Source organism: Alkalithermobacter thermoalcaliphilus JW-YL-7 = DSM 7308, assembly GCA_001584565.1.
Taxonomy (GTDB): domain Bacteria; phylum Bacillota; class Clostridia; order Peptostreptococcales; family Peptostreptococcaceae; genus Alkalithermobacter; species Alkalithermobacter thermoalcaliphilus.
This window is the reverse complement of record LSFY01000001.1, coordinates 512,098-529,523: the sequence shown is the minus strand read 5'-3', so window position 1 is coordinate 529,523 and position 17,426 is coordinate 512,098. Positions and strand designations below refer to the sequence as shown.

The window sequence follows — 17,426 nt, the reverse complement described above, 5'->3', positions numbered from 1 at the left end:
TCCTTATAGCCTCTTTTTAAGTTCTTCACATAAATTATTTAGTTTTATTTCATATTGCTGCGATGTTGACATATCTTTTAGCTGTACTACATTTTTCTCTATCTCATCATCACCTATAACAACTGTAAACTTAGCATTAACTTTATCAGAATACTTAAATTGTGCCTTTAGACTTCTTGCTAGATGATCTTTATCGCACGATATATCATTTTGTCTTAATTTAGAAAGTATTTTAAAACTTTCTTGCTCTGCTCTTTCTCCTAATGTAACAACAAATATATCTAAGGTGTTTTCATTAGGTATTTGAATATTGTTGTTTTCTAATGTTAAAAGAAGTCTTTCAACTCCCATTCCAAATCCTACTCCTGTAGTTTCTGGTCCTCCTAGCTCTTGTACTAATTTGTCGTATCTTCCTCCACCACATACTGTACTTTGTGATCCTATATCGTTTGATATTATTTCAAATGCTGTTTTATTATAGTAATCAAGACCTCTTACTATTTTAGGATCTACTTTAAACTGTATTTGCATATCAGTTAAATTCTTTTTTACTTTTTCAAAGTGGTCTTTACATTCATCACATATGTAATCTATTAAAAGTGGTGCATCTTCAATTTCTTTGATACAGCTTTCATTTTTACAATCAAGTATTCTTAAAGGATTTCTATCATATCTATCCTGACATGTTTTACATAATTTATCTACTTTTTTACTTAGATATTCTCTTAAAATGTTATTATACTCTCTTCTACATTCAATACATCCTATTGAATTTATTCTCAGCTCTAAGTTTTTTAAGTTTAGTCTATTTAAAAATTCTATCGCTAAAGCTATTACTTCTGCATCGACAGAAGGATAGCTACTTCCAAACACTTCTATTCCAAATTGGTGAAATTGTCTTAATCTTCCTGCTTGCGGCCTTTCATATCTAAAACAAGGAGTTATGTAAAAAAGTTTTGTTGGTTGAACCTGTGCATACAATTTATTTTCTATGAAAGCTCTAACTGCAGGAGCTGTTCCTTCTGGCTTTAATGTTATATCTCTTCCACCATTATCTTGAAACGAATACATTTCTTTTTGAACTATATCTGTAGTTTCTCCTACCCCTCTTTTAAAAAGCTCTGTATGTTCAAATATAGGAGTTCTTATTTCGCTATATCCAAATAAAGAACATACCTTTCTAAATAAGTTTTCTACATATACCCATTTATAAGATTCTTTTGGCAATATATCATTTGTTCCTCTAGGAGCTTTTGTAAGCATTTTTTAATACCTCACCTTCTTTTCTTTTAATCATTTCATCTACTCTTAATATATAGCTTTGAATATCCTTTACGTTAGGTATTCTTTCTATCCTATTTTCATCTAAATACACTACTTTAGAAACAGCTCCTGCACCTAACGCTAATATAGTTTGCTTTTCTTCCATTATTTGTATATTATATATACACTCAAATCCTTGTTTAGCATAACCTATATTTTCAAGATTACCAACCATATGTTTTTGTCTATACATATAATACGGTTTTAGGTTCATTTTTTCAGCATATATTTGAGAAAGTTGTATCATATTAACAACTTCATTATAATGAGATAAATCATAATTTTGTATATTTTCTTTTAGTTTAGATGCTCTTTTAACTGCCATAGTATGAACTGTCAAACTTTCAGGAGATAATCTTAAAATACTTTGCAGTGTATTTTCAACCATTTGTATAGTTTCATTGGGAAGTCCTAAAATTATATCCATATTTATATTTTCAAACCCTACATCTTTTGCCATGTAAAACGCATTTATTATATCTTGTGTAGTATGATTTCTTCCTATTTCTCGTAATGTTTTATCATTCATTGTCTGAGGATTTATGCTTATTCTAGTCACATCCATATCTTTTAGTACTTTAAGCTTTTGTTTATCTATTGTATCTGGTCTTCCAGCCTCAACCGTAAATTCCTCTAAATTGCTAAGGTCAAAGTTTTTGTATATTTCATCTATAATAATTTTAAGCTGGCTTGAATCTATTGATGTAGGTGTTCCTCCCCCCATGTATATGGTTTGTATTTTTTTATTTGATTTTTCTATAATTTTTGATACTCCCTTTATTTCTTTTATCAAAGCATCTATATAATCTTTTGTATATTTACTACTAGATTTTAAATCATTCGAAACAAACGAACAATATAAACACCTCGTTGGACAAAAAGGTATACTTATATATAAAGAAATCTTTTTACCATCAACAGGATATATAAATTTTCTTTCTGCTATAGCAACAGTTATTAACAAGTCTGCTTTGCTTTCAGAAATATTGTATTTTTTTATAAGTATATCTTTTATCTGATTTTCGTTTAGATCATTATCTATAAGTTCATGTACTATTTTTGTAGGCCTTACTCCTGTCAGTATGCCCCATGGAGCATATGTATTGTACTTTCTTTTTAATACTTCGAATATACTTTTTTTAATAAGCCTTTTTAATTCTTTTATATTTTCGCGATCTGATAATAAAATTTCACTTTTTTCCTCACTATAAAATTTTAAAATATTATTTTCATATATACTCGCTTTTGAGATAATGTATCTATTTTCAGTTAAAACTTCATTTATCAACACATTTGTACGATCACTATCTTCGAATCTAAAGTTTGATGTAAAAATTTTTACAAGCTCTCCTACTTCATACCTGTAGTCATGTCCTTTTAAAAATATATTAAGCATCTTATCACCTATCAATTATAAATCTATTAGTTCGTTTTTCTCTACCTATTGTAGTTGAAGGTCCATGTCCCGGCATTACAACTACTTCATCATCAAGCTGTATAAGCTTTTCTAAAGAGTGAATTATTTTTTCGTAACTACCGCCTTCTAGGTCTGTTCTTCCTATTGATCCAGAAAACAAAGTATCACCACTAAATAATATATTTTCAACTTTTATACAAATAGATCCTGGAGTATGTCCTGGAGTATGTATTATTTGAAGTGATAAACGTCCTAGACATAGATTATCTTGATCTTTTACATATTCATCTGCTTCAATTTCTAATTCCTTACTTCCTATCACCGATGTTAAGTTAAAATCTTTATTATTTAGTATATATTTTTCATCCTTGCAAGCTACAACCTTACAGTCTTTTATATCCTTTAACTCCCCTACAGCCCCTATATGATCTGCATGTCCATGAGTAAGTATTATAAATTCTAAATCAAAACCATTTTCATCTATATAGTTTATAATTTCTTCATGGTTTCCCCCTGGATCTATAACTGCACACTTTTTAGTTTCTTCATCTGCAATTATATAACAATTAACTCCATATATCCCACATACTATATTTTTTATCTTCATTTTATCTACCCCCTAAAAATTCTTACTTGAATCTAATAACATAGTAACAGGACCATCATTTAGTATATCTACTTTCATATCTGCACCAAATTTTCCTTGTTCAACCTTTATATTATATTTTTTACATTCTTTTATAAATTGTTCATATAATTGGTTTGCTAACTCAGGTTTTGCTGCTTCTGTAAAGCTTGGCCTTCTTCCTTTTCTACAATCTCCATATAAAGTAAATTGAGATACAACTAGTAGTTCTCCTTTTATATCTAATAATGATAAATTCATCTTTCCTTCTTCATCTTCAAATATTCTTAAATTTAAAATTTTATCCACTAAGTATTTTATATCAGATTCATTATCACTATGGGTTACACCTAATAGTACCATTAATCCTTTTCCTATTTGTCCTACAACTTCATTATCTACTGTAACTTTTGAATTTGAAACTCGTTGAACTACAGCTCTCATAAAATCTCTCCTTTTAATTTATTACTCTAAAAACGTCTATTACTCCCTGTAAGCTTTTTATTTTATTCATAACACTTTTAAGCTGATCTATACTTTTTACTTCTATTAATAAGTTTACGTAAGCTAATTTTTTTTTTGTTGTTCTAGCATTCATGCCTTTTACCGGAACTTTATCTGCTGAAAAAATCTGTGTTAAGTCTGTAAGTAATCCTGTTCTATCGTTTGCTATTATCTGTATTTCTGCTTCAAATGTAGATATGTCTTTTATATCCCACTTTACCTCTAGCAATCTGTTAGCAATACTCTCATCATATATATTTATATTAGGGCAATCTTTTCTATGAACTGAAACTCCTCTTCCTTTAGTTGTATATCCTATTATTTCATCTCCTGGCAAAGGTGTACAACATTTTGCAAATCTAACAAGTATATTATCAAGATCTTTTACTATTACTCCTTGATTGTTATATCTTTTTTTCTGTTTTTGCTGCTTTGTATTAATGTTTTCTTTAAAATTACTTTCTCCCTTTATTTTTCTATCATTTTCATACTCTTCTTTTAGTTTTGGAATTACTTGATTTAAGGCTATACCACCGTAACCTATAGCTGCATATAAATCTTCTTCTGTAGGTTGATTTGTTCTTTTAAGTATTATATTTAAATATTTAGGTTTTAATATTTCTGCTGGATTATAGCCCTGTCTTTTTATTTCTTTTTCTAGTAACTCTTTACCTCTTTGGATATTTTCTTCTCTTCTTTCTTTCTTAAACCATTGTTTTATTTTATTTTTAGCTTGAGAACTCTTTACTATATTTATCCAGTCTCTGCTAGGTCCATTACTCTGAGAAGATGTTAATATTTCTACTATATTTCCGTTATTTAACTTATAATCTATAGGAACTATTCTGCCGTCTACTTTAGCTCCAATTAGGCTATTTCCTATTCCTGTATGGACTTTATATGCAAAATCTATAGGAGTTGATCCTGCAGGTAGTTCTATTACATCTCCCTTAGGAGTAAATACAAATACTTGATTTGTAAATAAATCTATCTTAAGAGCTTCCATAAACTCTGTTGGATCACTAAGCTCCTTTTGCCATTCCATCATCTGTCTTAACCAAGAGAGCTTTTTTTCCATGTCGCTTTCATTTTGACTTATTTTGCCTTCTTTGTATTTCCAGTGAGCAGCTATACCGTACTCAGCTACTTTATGCATTTCTTCTGTTCTTATTTGTATTTCTAAAGGCTCTCCATCTGGTCCTACAACAGTAGTGTGAAGTGATTGATACATATTAGCTTTAGGCATAGCTATATAATCTTTAAATCTTCCTGGTATAGGCTTCCATATAGTGTGTACTACTCCTAAAACCCCATAGCAATCTTTTACTGAATCCACTATAACTCTTACAGCCATAAGGTCATATATTTCTTCAAATGCTTTATTTTGATACTTCATTTTTTTATATATTGAATAAAAATGCTTTGCTCTTCCGTATATCTCACAATCAGAGTAAATATCTTTCAATTTATCTTTTAGTATCTCTACTACATTTTTTATATATTCTTCGCGTTCTCTTCTCTTTTTAGCTACTTTTTCTACAAGATCATAATATCCTTCTGGGTCTAAGTATCTAAGTCCTATATCTTCAAGTTCCCACTTTATTTTAAATATACCTAATCTATTTGCTATAGGAGCATAAATTTCTAATGTTTCACAAGCTTTCTCTTTAGCTTTCTCAGGAGACATAAACTTTAATGTCCTCATATTATGAAGTCTATCAGCTAATTTTATAAGTATAACTCTTATATCCTTAGCCATTGCCATAAACATTTTTCTCAAGTTTTCTGCCTGAGTTTCTTCTTTTGATTTATAAGCTATTTTTCCTAACTTTGTAACTCCATCTACAAGATCTGCAGTTTCTTGACCAAATGCTTTCTTTAAATCTTCATACGTATATTTAGTATCTTCTATAACATCATGTAGTAACCCTGCTGCTATTGTTGTTGTATCAAGTTCAAGTTCTATTAAAATTTTGGCAACCTCGACAGGATGAATAAAATATTTTTCTCCTGACTTTCTAAACTGCCCTTCATGTGCATTTTCAGCAAAATTATATGCTTTTATTATTATATCAAGGTCACTATCTGGGCTATATTGGCTTATCATTGACAATAAATTTTCTAACATAAAATCACCCTAAATTATAATATAATCCTTTATACTAAAATAGTTGGTATTAACACCAACTATTTTGACTAGTACTTTATTAACGAATTTACATGGTAGTCTTTAAGTCTTTCTCTTCCCTTTAGAAACTCTAATTCTATTAAAAATTCTATAGCAACTACTTGTCCTCCTAGACTCTCTATTAATTTAGCTGTAGCTTCTATAGTTCCTCCAGTAGCTAACAAATCATCCACTATTGCTACTCTTTGTCCCTTAACTATAGCATCTTTATGTATTTCTAAACAGTCTTTTCCGTATTCTAAATCATATTCGTATTTAACAGTTTCCGCAGGCAATTTTCCTGGTTTTCTTACTGGAACAAAACCTGCTCCAAGTGCATAAGCAACAGGAGTTCCCATTAAAAAACCTCTAGCTTCAGGTCCTACAACTATACCTACCTTTTTTTCTTTCAAATCTTCTACAATTTTATCTATACAAAATCTAAAACTTTCTCCATCTTTTAGCAAAGTTGTTATGTCTTTAAAGCTGATACCTTCTTTAGGAAAATCATTTATCTCTCTTATTTTACTTTTTAAATCCATTCTCTTTCCTCCTTAGACCCTTAACCTTCAAATTATTATTTTTAGAATTTCTTAGAGCATATAACAAATCTTATATTTTATCTACAAATTTAGATTTTATATGTATTATAAAACAACAGAATAATAATATTATATCTTTTAGCTTATATTAAATCAATATATCGAAACAATATAATTTTTGTAGTTTGAGAAAATATTATTAGTATTTTCGACTTATTTCCTAGGAAATTTTATTTTTTCTTCACAAGTTGATATTGTTTAACTTTATTCTTGATTATTTTTATTAGAAAAAATAATAGACACTACAAGTATTATCCCCATAAAACTTGCTAGTGTATAACCTATTACTCCTAATAGAGGATATCCTTTAAGTTTTGGTCCTACATTAGTTGTTATAACTAGCGATGAACCTACAAGAAGAGATGATATTATCAAACTTATAGATAGTTTATTTGTCATGTTGTATATAGCTTTTTCTATACTAATAAACTTCTTGTCATCTATTGTAAGTTTTATTTCATTTTTTTCTAAATTTTTGAGTATTAATCTTACTTGTTTTGGTATAAATTTTATATCTCTTGCTAGTTGAGATAAATAAATTTGACATGACGAAAATATATTAGAAGGATTGAACTTATTTATATAAAACTCTTTTAAAAAATCTTTGAATATAACCGGAAGACAAAAATCAGGGTTTAAAACTTTCGCACTTCCTTCTATAGTTATTATAGCTTTAGCTAAAGTAGCAAACTGTGATGGTAACTTTATATTATTCTTTCTTATAAATCTCATAAATTCATTTATAACCTCTGATAAATTTATCTTCTTTATAGGTATATTGTAATAATAATGTATAAGGTATGACATATCTTCTCTTAACTTTATCAAATTAGTATTATCTTGTATTGCATTCAAATCCATAAGAACTGTTATTATACGTTCTATGTCTTTGTTTATACTTGCAAAAAGCATATCAGTTATTAGCCCTAATGTTAAACTATCTATAAAACCAACTATTCCAAAATCTATAAAAGCTATTTTTTCATTTCCAACAATAATTATATTTCCTGGATGAGGATCTGCATGAAAAAAACCATGTATAAATATTTGTTTCATAAAGGATAAAGCCCCTATATTTGCGATTTTTTTGCTATCCCAATGATTATTTTCTATTTTTTTAAAGTCTGTTATTTGTACTCCTTTTATCTTTTCTAAAGTCAATACTCTTTTTGATGTATAGTCCCAGTAGACTTTAGGTATATGTATATTTTTATCATTTTTAAATAGCTCCATGAATTTTTCGCAGTTTCTCGCCTCAAAATTATAGTCTAGTTCTCTTAACATTAACACTGAGAACTCTTCAATTATTTCACAAAAATTTATTAAACTATCTTTATAATGTTCATCTATAGCTTTTCCTATAGAATATAAAATTTCAAGATCTGTTCTAATTAAATTTTCTATATTAGGTCTTTGTATTTTCACAATAACCTCTTGACCTGTTTTTAGTCTACCTTCATAAACTTGTCCAATAGATGCTGACCCTATAACTTTTGGATTAAAATAGCTAAATACATCTTCAAAGTCAAGTCCTATTTCATCTTTAAATATTTCTTTTGCATATTCAAATTCAAATGTAGATACATTGCTTTGAAGTTTACTTAATTCTTCTATGATAGATGGTTCTAATAGATCATGTCTTGTACTTAAGATTTGGCCTAACTTTATAAATGTAGGCCCTAACTCTTCAAGTGCTCTTCTTATTCTTTCACCAGTAGACATATATTTTATATTTTCTCTAGTTACAATAGGTATCTTGTATGCTATTCCGTCTATTTTAAGTTTTTCAACAACAAATGCAAACCCATATTTTATTAAAACTTGTGCAATTTCCTTGTATCTTTTTATATTCTTATAGCTTACTTTTATCAAAACTTTTTCACCTCTACTCCTATTCGAAAAAGAAAAGGACAATATATATTATATATTGCCCCTTTCTTTTAAAAGTACCCATATCGGACTTGCTATAAATATAGATGAATATGTTCCTGCAAGTATTCCTACTAAAAGCGGTAAAGTGAAATCTTTTATAGCTTCAACTCCTAAGATGTATAAAGCTATTATAGATATTAAAGTAGTTAATGATGTATTTATAGATCTTGATATAGTCTGCTTTATACTATCATTTGCTATAGCAACATAATCCTTTTTAGTTACTGTTTTTATATTTTCTCTTATTCTATCAAATACTACTATACTATCATTTATCGAATATCCAACTACTGTAAGTATTGCTGCAACAAAAGGACTATTTATTGGTATTCTAAATATAGAATATACTGAAAGCACTATTAAAACATCGTGTATTAGTGCTATTATAGCTGATATTCCATAAGAAAGTTCAAATCTAATACTTATATATATAAGCATTCCAATAGTAGCCAGTAAAATAGATATTAAAGCCTTATTTCTTATTTCTCTTCCTATAGCTGGTCCAAATTGCTCTGATCTAACTAGGTCTTGCTCATCTAAATTATATTTATCTTTAAATTCATTAAATATCTTTATTCTTGCTTCATTATCAAGATTTTCTGTAGTCCTTATCTGAACTATATGTTTTTCTTCTCCTATATGCATTATAGATGCACTAGGGTCTATTTTATCTGTTATATTCCTTACTTGGCTTGTTTCAACATACTCTTTAAGATCTATCTCCATTAGTGTTCCACCAGTAAAATCTATTCCAAAATTTAGGCCTCTTGTAAATGCTAAAACTATTCCTAATACTATTATTGCACAAGATATACTAGTCCATAACTTTCTTTTTTGTACTATATTCACTTTTTTCCCCCCTTATGCTCCAAACAACTTTTTACTTTTAGTTATATTAGCATCTGCTAGAGACTTTAATAGCATTTTAGTTATAACTATAGCTGTAAACATTGAAGCTATTATACCTATCATTAAAGTAACAGCAAATCCTTTTATAGGACCTGTTCCAAAGTAGTATAAAACAACTCCTGCTATAAAAGTTGTTATATTTGAATCTATGATGGTAGACAATGCCTTTGAAAACCCAGACTCTATAGATGCTCTTATAGATTTTCCATTTCTCATCTCTTCTTTTATTCTTTCAAATATTATAACATTTGCATCTACTGCCATACCAACTGAAAGTATTAACGCTGCTATTCCTGGAAGTGTCAATGTTGCATTCATAGCTACGAAAGTATATAGAATTATAAGCATATAGCCTATCAAAGCTATTCCTGCTACAAGCCCTGGTATTTTGTAATATAATAGCATAAATGCTATAACTAAAGTTATACCTATCTTAGCTCCATCTATACTTCTTTTTAATGCATTTTCTCCAAGCGTTGCTGTAACTGTTGAAGTTTGTACTTCTTTAAAGTCTACTGGAAGAGCACCAGCTCTTATAAGATTTGCTAAACTTGCTGCACTTTCAACTGTAAATTCTCCTGTTATTTGAGCTTTACCATCTGGAATTTCTGTTGTAACTATAGGGCTTGAAATTATTTCATCATCTAACACTATAAGGATAGGTTGTTTATTTTCAGAAAGTCTCTTTGTCGCTTCTCTAAACTTTTTTGCTCCTTCTGAATCGAACTCTAATGAAATAACAGGTTTATTAGTAGACCTATCAAATACAACTTCTGATTTTCTTACTTGTGCCCCTGTAACAACTTCTTTACCATCTTGCTCTATAAATCTAAGCTGAGCAGTTTTACCTATCATTTCTATAGCTTCCTGAGCATTCTTTAGACCTGGAAGTTCTATTCTTATCCTCTTTTCTCCTTCTTTTACTATTACAGGTTCTGTAAGTCCCATACTATCTATACGCTTTCTAAATACTTCTATAGTTTGATCTATAATTTTTTCTAGTTCACTTCCTCTTACAGATGTATCTGCTTCGTAAACTACAAATACTCCACCTTTTAAGTCTAATCCCTGTCTTATACTATGTCTTAATGGGTCTATTTTAAAACTTCCTATCTTAAGTCCGTTTAATGCTACAACACTAGCAAAAGTTACTAACAATACTACTATAATAAAACTAACTAATTTTTTAACTTTCACCTTAATACCTCCTTATTTATGCTTTTGAGCATATTCAACATAATCAATTGCTGACTTTTCTAAAGATTTTTTTTCTTCTTCTGTAAGCTCTCTTATTACTTTTACTGGGTTTCCATAAGCTAAAACTCCTGATGGAATAACCTTTCCTGGAGGTACAAGACTTCCTGCCCCTATTAATGTATAGTCTCCTACTTGAGCGCCATCTAGGACTATAGCTCCCATACCTATAAGGCTATAGTTTCCTATTTTACATGCATGTATTATTGCGTTATGACCAATTGTAACATAACTTCCTATTTCTGTTTTATTTTCATTACTTACATGAACTACTGTCCCATCCTGAATATTAGTGTTTTCTCCAATAGTCACCTCATTTACATCTGCTCTTATTACACAGTTATACCATATATTACTATTTTCACCTATTTTTATATTTCCTATTACATCTGCACTTTCTGCAACAAAACAAGTTTGTGAAATTACAGGACTAACTCCTTGATACGCTTTAATCATTTTTATCCCCCTCTAACATTATTTTTGCTTGTATCATAAGAGCACACTCTATTCGTTTTTTTTGCATCTCACAACCTAACTTGTATGGTTTTTTCAAGTCTTTATTAAAGTTGTATGCATTAGCATGACATCCTCCTGAACAATAAAATTTTGCCCAGCATTTTTTACATTCGTCTTTACTGTATACATGCAAATCTCTAAATTGGTCTACTTTATCTAAATCTATATTATTTGTCAATAAATTTCCTAATTTAAAATCTTCATTTCCTACAAATTGATGACATGGATATATATCTCCTTCAGGAGTTATAGCTAGATACTCTGTTCCAGCTCCACACCCAACTAATCTTTTTATAACACAAGGTCCTTGATTTAAATCTATTACAAAATGGAAAAATGTTAATTTATCTCCGTTTATCTTCCTGTTTGCATATTCTAATGCTAATTTTTCATACTCTTGAAAAACTTTAGGTAAATCTTCTTCTCTTAAAGCATAGGGATTGTCCTCACTATCTACAACAGGTTCAACAGAATTAAGTTCAAATCCTAAGTCAGCAAAATGAAGAACATCTCTTGAAAAATCTATATTTTCTCTAGTGAATGTTCCTCTTACATAATAATATTTATCTTTTCTACCATCTACTAGTTTTTGAAACTTTGGAACTATCAAATCATAACTACCTTTATCATTTAACGTAGGTCTCATTTTGTCATTTATTTCTTTTCTTCCATCTAAACTTAAAACTACGTTGTGCATATACTTGTTTATATAATCTATTTTTTCATCATCTAATAAAACTCCATTTGTTGTGATAGTAAATCTAAACCTTTTACCCTTCTCAGAAGCTATTTTATTTCCATAATCTACAAGTTCTTTTACAACTTCCCAGTTCATTAGAGGTTCTCCACCAAAAAAGTCAACCTCTAAATTTTTTCTATTTCCTGAATTTTGAACTAAGAATTCTAAAGCCTTTTTTCCTATCTCAATATCCATAAGCTTTGCATCACCATTAAAGTTTCCTTGAGATGCAAAACAATACTTACATTTTAAGTTACAATCATGAGCTACATGAAGGCATAGTGCTTTAACAACGTGTTCTCTGTTTGTAAAACTTGGATTATATTGATAATCATCTTTTGAATATAAAAGCCCTTCATTTTCTAAATTTTGAATTTCTGTATAAGCTTCTTTTAACTTTTCCTTATCATATTTACTTGAAAGAATTTCTATTACGTGTTTTTGATTTTTTTCTTTGTAATAGTCTAATATATCAAATGCTTCATTGTCGACTACATGTACAGCTCCGCTATTTACGTCCACTACTATATTGATGCCATGTAGTCTAAATTTATGTATCATAGACATTTCTTATCCTCCCATTTTAAAGATAAATCTATTTTATATTATCAAATTTACAAATAATAGTCAAATGAAAAGCAGTATAGCTTAAGCTATACTGCTACTATCTTTCACACTCTTGATTTGCAACTGTACAAGAAGTCTTGCAAGCAGATTGGCAAGAAGTTTGACACTCTCCACATCCACCTTTTGATGCGCTTTCTTTTAGATTTGCACTTGTTAAAGTTTTTATGTGTTTTTTCATGTAAGCTACCTCCTCTTTTCCAATATTTCTTATAAATTATACCACATCTATAAAAATTATGTCTATTTAATATTTACTCCTATTATGCCCCCTATTCCTCCTGCAATAGTATTTAATAACATTTTATATACATTAACAACCTGTAAACTAAAGCTATTGTCTACAAGATAGTATACTAATATCAATGATATTACATAAAACGCTCCTGCTAAAAGGCCATACAACAATCCTTTAGATGCACTTTTATACGACATGTACATTCCAGCTACTGCAGCGGACATAGTTGTTATTATAGATGTAGCCAAGGGAATAGTAGATGTTTGAATATTTGTGTAAGTTAAAACTAAGTTATAAATTAATATAAGTGCCATTGTAACTAAATAAGCATATCCTAATGATTTAAACAAATTACTAATTTTACTCATTAAAATGCCCCCCATCCTAACAATTAAGAAAGCCTACTAAAATAGGCTTTTCTTAATTTTATTCAAGAAGGCATTTTAAAATTACTTATTTTTAAGCTTAGCTATTCCCCATTTTTCTACAGATATTTTAGTTGATCCCATCTCTAATGTTACATAATCTTCTTCTATCTTTGATATTTTTCCTATAAGTCCTCCTATAGTTACCACTTCATCTCCAACTTTTAAATTTTTTCTCATTTGTAAAAGCTCTTTTTCTCTTTTTTGCTGAGGTCTTATAAGTAAAAAATAAAACACAGCAACGAATATCAAAGACATTATTAAACCATTGTATTGCATACATTATCCCCCTTTTTCCTCTTTGTAAAAGTATATTTAAAGTTGTAAAATAAAATTCATATTAAAGTGTATATCCATATTTTCTAAAAAATTCATTTTTATAGTCTAATAATCTATCTTCTTTTATTGCATTTCTTACATTTTCCATAAGTTTTAATAAGAAATATAAGTTATGATAAGTTATTAGTCTAGCTCCTAATATTTCATTTGCTTTAATTAAATGCCTTATATATGCTCTTGTATAGTTTTTGCATGTGTAGCAATCACATTCTGGATCAAGAGGAGTAAAATCTTCAGCATATTGAGCATTTCTTACTACAACTTTTCCTTGACTTGTCATAGCTGTTCCATTTCTAGCTATTCTTGTAGGTAATACGCAATCAAACATATCAACTCCTCTTATTACACCTTCTAAAAGGTCATCAGGGCTTCCTACTCCCATAAGATATCTAGGCTTATCTTTTGGAAGAAGTGGAGTTGTATAATCTAAAACTTCATACATTAACTCTTTAGGTTCTCCAACACTTAATCCTCCTATAGCATATCCTGGAAAACCTATATCCATTATTTCCTTTGCAGATTGCTCCCTAAGATCTTTATACATTCCACCTTGAACTATTCCAAATAAAGCTTGTCTATCTGAATTTTTGTGAGCATCTTTACATCTTTTTGCCCATCTTGTTGTTCTTTCTAGAGAGTTTTTTACATAATCTCTATCTGCAGGATATGGAGCACATTCATCAAATGCCATTATTATATCTGCTCCTAAACTATTTTGAATTTCTATGGCTTTTTCTGGACTTATAAAATGCTTAGATCCATCAAGATGTGACCTAAACTCAACACCTTCTTCAGTAATTTTTCTTAATGGTCCTAAACTAAATACTTGGAAACCTCCACTATCTGTCAGTATAGGCCTATCCCAGTTCATAAATTTGTGAAGCCCTCCAGCTTTTTCAACAATCTTATGACCAGGTCTCATATAAAGATGATACGTATTACTTAAAATTATCTGAGAATTTATTTCTTTTAACTCTTGAGGAGTCATAGATTTAACTGTTGCCTGAGTACCAACTGGCATAAATATAGGTGTTTGTATTTCTCCATGTGGTGTATAAAGCTTACCCAATCTAGCTCCACTTTGTTTACAAGTTTTTATAAGTTCAAATCTTATTGCTCCCATTTTCCTCTCCTTTTCAATTTATATCTATTTTATAAACATAGCATCTCCAAAACTAAAAAATCTATATCTTTCTTTTACTGCAACATTATAAGCATTTAAGATATTTTCCTTACCACATAACGCCGAAACTAGCATTATAAGTGTAGATTCTGGTAGGTGAAAATTAGTAATAAGTGCATCTACTATTTTAAATTCATATCCTGGATATATAAATATATCCGTCCAACCATTCTTAGCTTTTAATATTCCATTTTCATCTACTGCTGACTCTAAAGTTCTACAAGATGTAGTTCCTACTGCTATAACTTTTTTTCCATTCATTTTTGCTCTATTAATTTTCTCTGCTTCTTCTTGCTGGATCATATAAAATTCTGAATGCATTTTGTGTTGTGTTATATCTTCTACTTTAACTGGTCTGAAAGTACCTAATCCGACATGAAGCGTTATAAATGCTATCTGTACTCCTTTTTCCTTTATTTTTTCTATTAGTTCGTTAGTGAAATGAAGTCCTGCAGTAGGTGCTGCTGCTGACCCTTCATGCTTTGAATATACTGTTTGGTATCTTTCTTTATCTTCTAATGTTTCTGTTATATAAGGAGGTAGTGGCATATTTCCAAGTTCATCTAGTATTTCTTCAAATACTCCTTTATACTCAAATTTTACTATCCTACTTCCTTCACTTCCTATATCTAATACTTTAGCTCTTAATTTTCCATCTCCAAAACTAAACTCTGTCCCAACTTTAGCTCTTTTACCTGGTTTTACTAATACCTCCCAAGTATCTAGTTCAATTCTATTTAAAAGAAGAAACTCTATTTTTCCTTTAGTATCAACCTTTTCACCTATTAGCCTAGCTGGAATAACTCTTGTGTTATTGAGTACTAAACAATCACCTTCTGACAAATAGTCTATAATATCTCTAAAAATTTTATGCTCTATATCTCCTGTTTGTTTATCTAAGATCATAAGTCTTGACTTATCTCTTTCTTTTAAAGGTTTTTGTGCTATAAGCTCCTGTGGTAGATCAAAATAAAATTCTTTTGTTTTCAAGACTCAACTTCCTTTCTACTTTCATAGTTTTATTATTTATATTTTATACCATAATGATCATACGCAAGTTTTGTTGCTATTCTCCCTCTTGGCCCTCTATTGATAAATCCTAATTGTATCAAATATGGCTCATATACATCTTCTATTGTATTTCTATCTTCTCCCGTAGCAGCCGACAGGGTATCAAGTCCCACAGGTCCACCTTGAAACTTTTGTATTATTGTAAGCATTAGCTTTTTGTCTACATGATCAAGGCCTAGACTGTCTATTTCTAAAAGCTCTAGTGCAGACTTTGCAATATCTAATGTTATATGACCATTACCTTTAACTTGAGCATAATCTCTTACCCTCTTTAAAAGTCTATTTGCAATTCTAGGAGTTCCTCTAGACCTTTTTGCTATTTCTAAAGCTCCTTTCTCATCTATATCTACTCCTAGTATTTTTGCAGATCTAATTACTATTTTTGAAAGTTCTTCATTGCTATAAAGATCAAGTTTACAAATAACTCCAAATCTGTCTCTTAATGGAGATGTAAGCATTCCTGCTCTTGTAGTCGCTCCTACTAATGTAAATTTTGGAAGATCTAATCTTATAGATCTTGCTGATGGCCCCTTACCTATTATAATATCTAAGCAAAAATCTTCAAGTGCTGGATATAAAACTTCTTCTACACTCCTGTTTATTCTGTGTATTTCATCTATAAATAAAACATCATTTTCATTTAAATTTGTAAGTATAGCTGCTAAATCTCCAGCCCTTTCAATTGCAGGCCCTGATGTAATTCTTATATTTACCCCCATCTCACTTGCTATTATAGTAGATAATGTAGTCTTTCCTAAACCTGGAGGTCCATATAAAAGTACATGGTCTAGTTGTTCATTTCTTGCTTTAGCAGCCTCAATAAATATATTTAACTTTTCTTTTACCTTTTCTTGTCCTAGATATTCACTTAAAGATTTAGGTCTTAAACTAGTTTCTATATCTATATCTTCTCTTTTCATAGAAGATGTTATTATACGTTCTTCTTCACTAAACATCTATACACCCCCTTTTACTTCATCAGATATGTTAATGCTTTTTTTATTAAATCTTCTGTGTTTTTACTATCTTTTCTAACTATATCAGCAGCATTTTTCGCTTCTTTAGGTGAATATCCTAATGCTATTAATGCTTCAACAGCCTCATCTATTTGAATTGTTTCGTTTGAAAACAAGCTAATCTCATACTCTACATTATTTTTATCTATCTTATCTTTAAGCTCTAAAACTATTCTTTCTGCTGTTTTTTTTCCTACTCCCGGAGCCTTAGAAATCGAATTTATATCTCCTGATAATATAAATCCTCCTAACTGCTTTACAGGTGCAAATGACAATATCCCTAGTGCAAGTTTTGGTCCTATTTTAGATACACTGTTTAAAAGTTCAAACATAGAAAGCTCTTCTTCAGTCAAAAAACCACAAATACTCATATCATCTTCTTTTACTATTAATCGTGTGTATAGTTTTACACTCTGTCCTTTTTTGATATTGTATATGGTATTGCTAGAAGTATTTATCTTATATCCTATTCCAAAACTTTCTATAACTACATAATCTAAACCTATTTCTTCAACAGTTCCTTTTATATATCTATACATCAA

18 protein-coding genes are annotated in these 17,426 nt (G+C 29.6%); all 18 read right to left on the bottom strand.

Features of this window, described 5'->3' with window-relative positions; all coding sequences use genetic code 11:
• Positions 1-3: 3 nt before the first annotated feature.
• The gene (gene hisS / locus JWYL7_RS02795) at positions 4-1,263 is read right to left on the bottom strand and encodes a histidine--tRNA ligase (protein ID WP_066068623.1); all 1,260 of its coding nucleotides are present in this window, start codon (positions 1,261-1,263) and stop codon (positions 4-6) included.
• On the bottom strand, positions 1,244-2,719 hold the full coding sequence (gene hemZ, locus JWYL7_RS02790) for a coproporphyrinogen dehydrogenase HemZ (RefSeq protein WP_066068621.1): 1,476 nt from the start codon (positions 2,717-2,719) through the stop codon (positions 1,244-1,246). The genes hisS and hemZ overlap by 20 nt, the downstream gene beginning before the upstream one ends.
• 4 nt (positions 2,720-2,723) lie before the next feature.
• Positions 2,724-3,347, bottom strand: a complete 624-nt coding sequence (locus JWYL7_RS02785) for an MBL fold metallo-hydrolase (RefSeq protein ID WP_066068618.1) — start codon at positions 3,345-3,347, stop codon at positions 2,724-2,726.
• Between the two features lie 12 nt (positions 3,348-3,359).
• A complete protein-coding gene (dtd, locus tag JWYL7_RS02780; RefSeq protein ID WP_066068614.1) occupies positions 3,360-3,809 on the bottom strand; it encodes a D-aminoacyl-tRNA deacylase in 450 nt (149 codons plus the stop codon).
• 13 nt (positions 3,810-3,822) lie between these two features.
• On the bottom strand, positions 3,823-5,997 hold the full coding sequence (locus JWYL7_RS02775; RefSeq protein ID WP_066068611.1) for a RelA/SpoT family protein: 2,175 nt from the start codon (positions 5,995-5,997) through the stop codon (positions 3,823-3,825).
• A 68-nt stretch (positions 5,998-6,065) separates the two neighbouring features.
• Complete coding sequence (locus JWYL7_RS02770; RefSeq protein WP_066068608.1) at positions 6,066-6,578, bottom strand: adenine phosphoribosyltransferase; 513 nt, start codon at positions 6,576-6,578, stop codon at positions 6,066-6,068.
• A 264-nt stretch (positions 6,579-6,842) separates the two neighbouring features.
• The gene (locus JWYL7_RS02765) at positions 6,843-8,510 is read right to left on the bottom strand and encodes an ABC1 kinase family protein (RefSeq protein ID WP_066068605.1); all 1,668 of its coding nucleotides are present in this window, start codon (positions 8,508-8,510) and stop codon (positions 6,843-6,845) included.
• Positions 8,511-8,558: 48 nt separating this feature from the next.
• Positions 8,559-9,419 (bottom strand): protein translocase subunit SecF, encoded by an 861-nt coding sequence (gene secF, locus JWYL7_RS10635; protein ID WP_066068602.1) that lies wholly within the window; start codon positions 9,417-9,419, stop codon positions 8,559-8,561.
• Positions 9,420-9,431: 12 nt separating this feature from the next.
• The gene (secD, locus tag JWYL7_RS10630) at positions 9,432-10,676 is read right to left on the bottom strand and encodes a protein translocase subunit SecD (RefSeq protein ID WP_066068599.1); all 1,245 of its coding nucleotides are present in this window, start codon (positions 10,674-10,676) and stop codon (positions 9,432-9,434) included.
• 12 nt (positions 10,677-10,688) lie between these two features.
• Positions 10,689-11,189 (bottom strand): gamma carbonic anhydrase family protein, encoded by a 501-nt coding sequence (locus JWYL7_RS02750; RefSeq protein ID WP_066068596.1) that lies wholly within the window; start codon positions 11,187-11,189, stop codon positions 10,689-10,691.
• On the bottom strand, positions 11,182-12,555 hold the full coding sequence (gene scfB, locus JWYL7_RS02745; RefSeq protein WP_083528247.1) for a thioether cross-link-forming SCIFF peptide maturase: 1,374 nt from the start codon (positions 12,553-12,555) through the stop codon (positions 11,182-11,184). Before scfB ends, JWYL7_RS02750 begins: the two co-directional genes overlap by 8 nt.
• Positions 12,556-12,652: 97 nt before the next feature.
• The gene (gene scfA / locus JWYL7_RS02740; RefSeq protein ID WP_066068593.1) at positions 12,653-12,793 is read right to left on the bottom strand and encodes a six-cysteine ranthipeptide SCIFF; all 141 of its coding nucleotides are present in this window, start codon (positions 12,791-12,793) and stop codon (positions 12,653-12,655) included.
• Positions 12,794-12,855: 62 nt separating this feature from the next.
• On the bottom strand, positions 12,856-13,218 hold the full coding sequence (locus tag JWYL7_RS02735) for a TIGR04086 family membrane protein (protein WP_066068590.1): 363 nt from the start codon (positions 13,216-13,218) through the stop codon (positions 12,856-12,858).
• Positions 13,219-13,299: 81 nt separating this feature from the next.
• Positions 13,300-13,554: a preprotein translocase subunit YajC gene (gene yajC / locus JWYL7_RS02730; protein WP_066068587.1), complete on the bottom strand. Its 255-nt coding sequence runs from the start codon at positions 13,552-13,554 to the stop codon at positions 13,300-13,302.
• A gap of 61 nt (positions 13,555-13,615) precedes the next feature.
• Entirely contained in the window at positions 13,616-14,737 is a 1,122-nt protein-coding gene (tgt, locus tag JWYL7_RS02725; protein WP_066068584.1) for a tRNA guanosine(34) transglycosylase Tgt, read from the bottom strand.
• A gap of 24 nt (positions 14,738-14,761) precedes the next feature.
• A complete protein-coding gene (gene queA, locus JWYL7_RS02720; protein ID WP_066068581.1) occupies positions 14,762-15,787 on the bottom strand; it encodes a tRNA preQ1(34) S-adenosylmethionine ribosyltransferase-isomerase QueA in 1,026 nt (341 codons plus the stop codon).
• A gap of 32 nt (positions 15,788-15,819) precedes the next feature.
• Positions 15,820-16,824, bottom strand: a complete 1,005-nt coding sequence (ruvB, locus tag JWYL7_RS02715; protein ID WP_066068578.1) for a Holliday junction branch migration DNA helicase RuvB — start codon at positions 16,822-16,824, stop codon at positions 15,820-15,822.
• A 14-nt stretch (positions 16,825-16,838) separates the two neighbouring features.
• Entirely contained in the window at positions 16,839-17,423 is a 585-nt protein-coding gene (gene ruvA, locus JWYL7_RS02710) for a Holliday junction branch migration protein RuvA (protein ID WP_066068575.1), read from the bottom strand.
• Between the last annotated feature and the right edge of the window lie 3 nt (positions 17,424-17,426).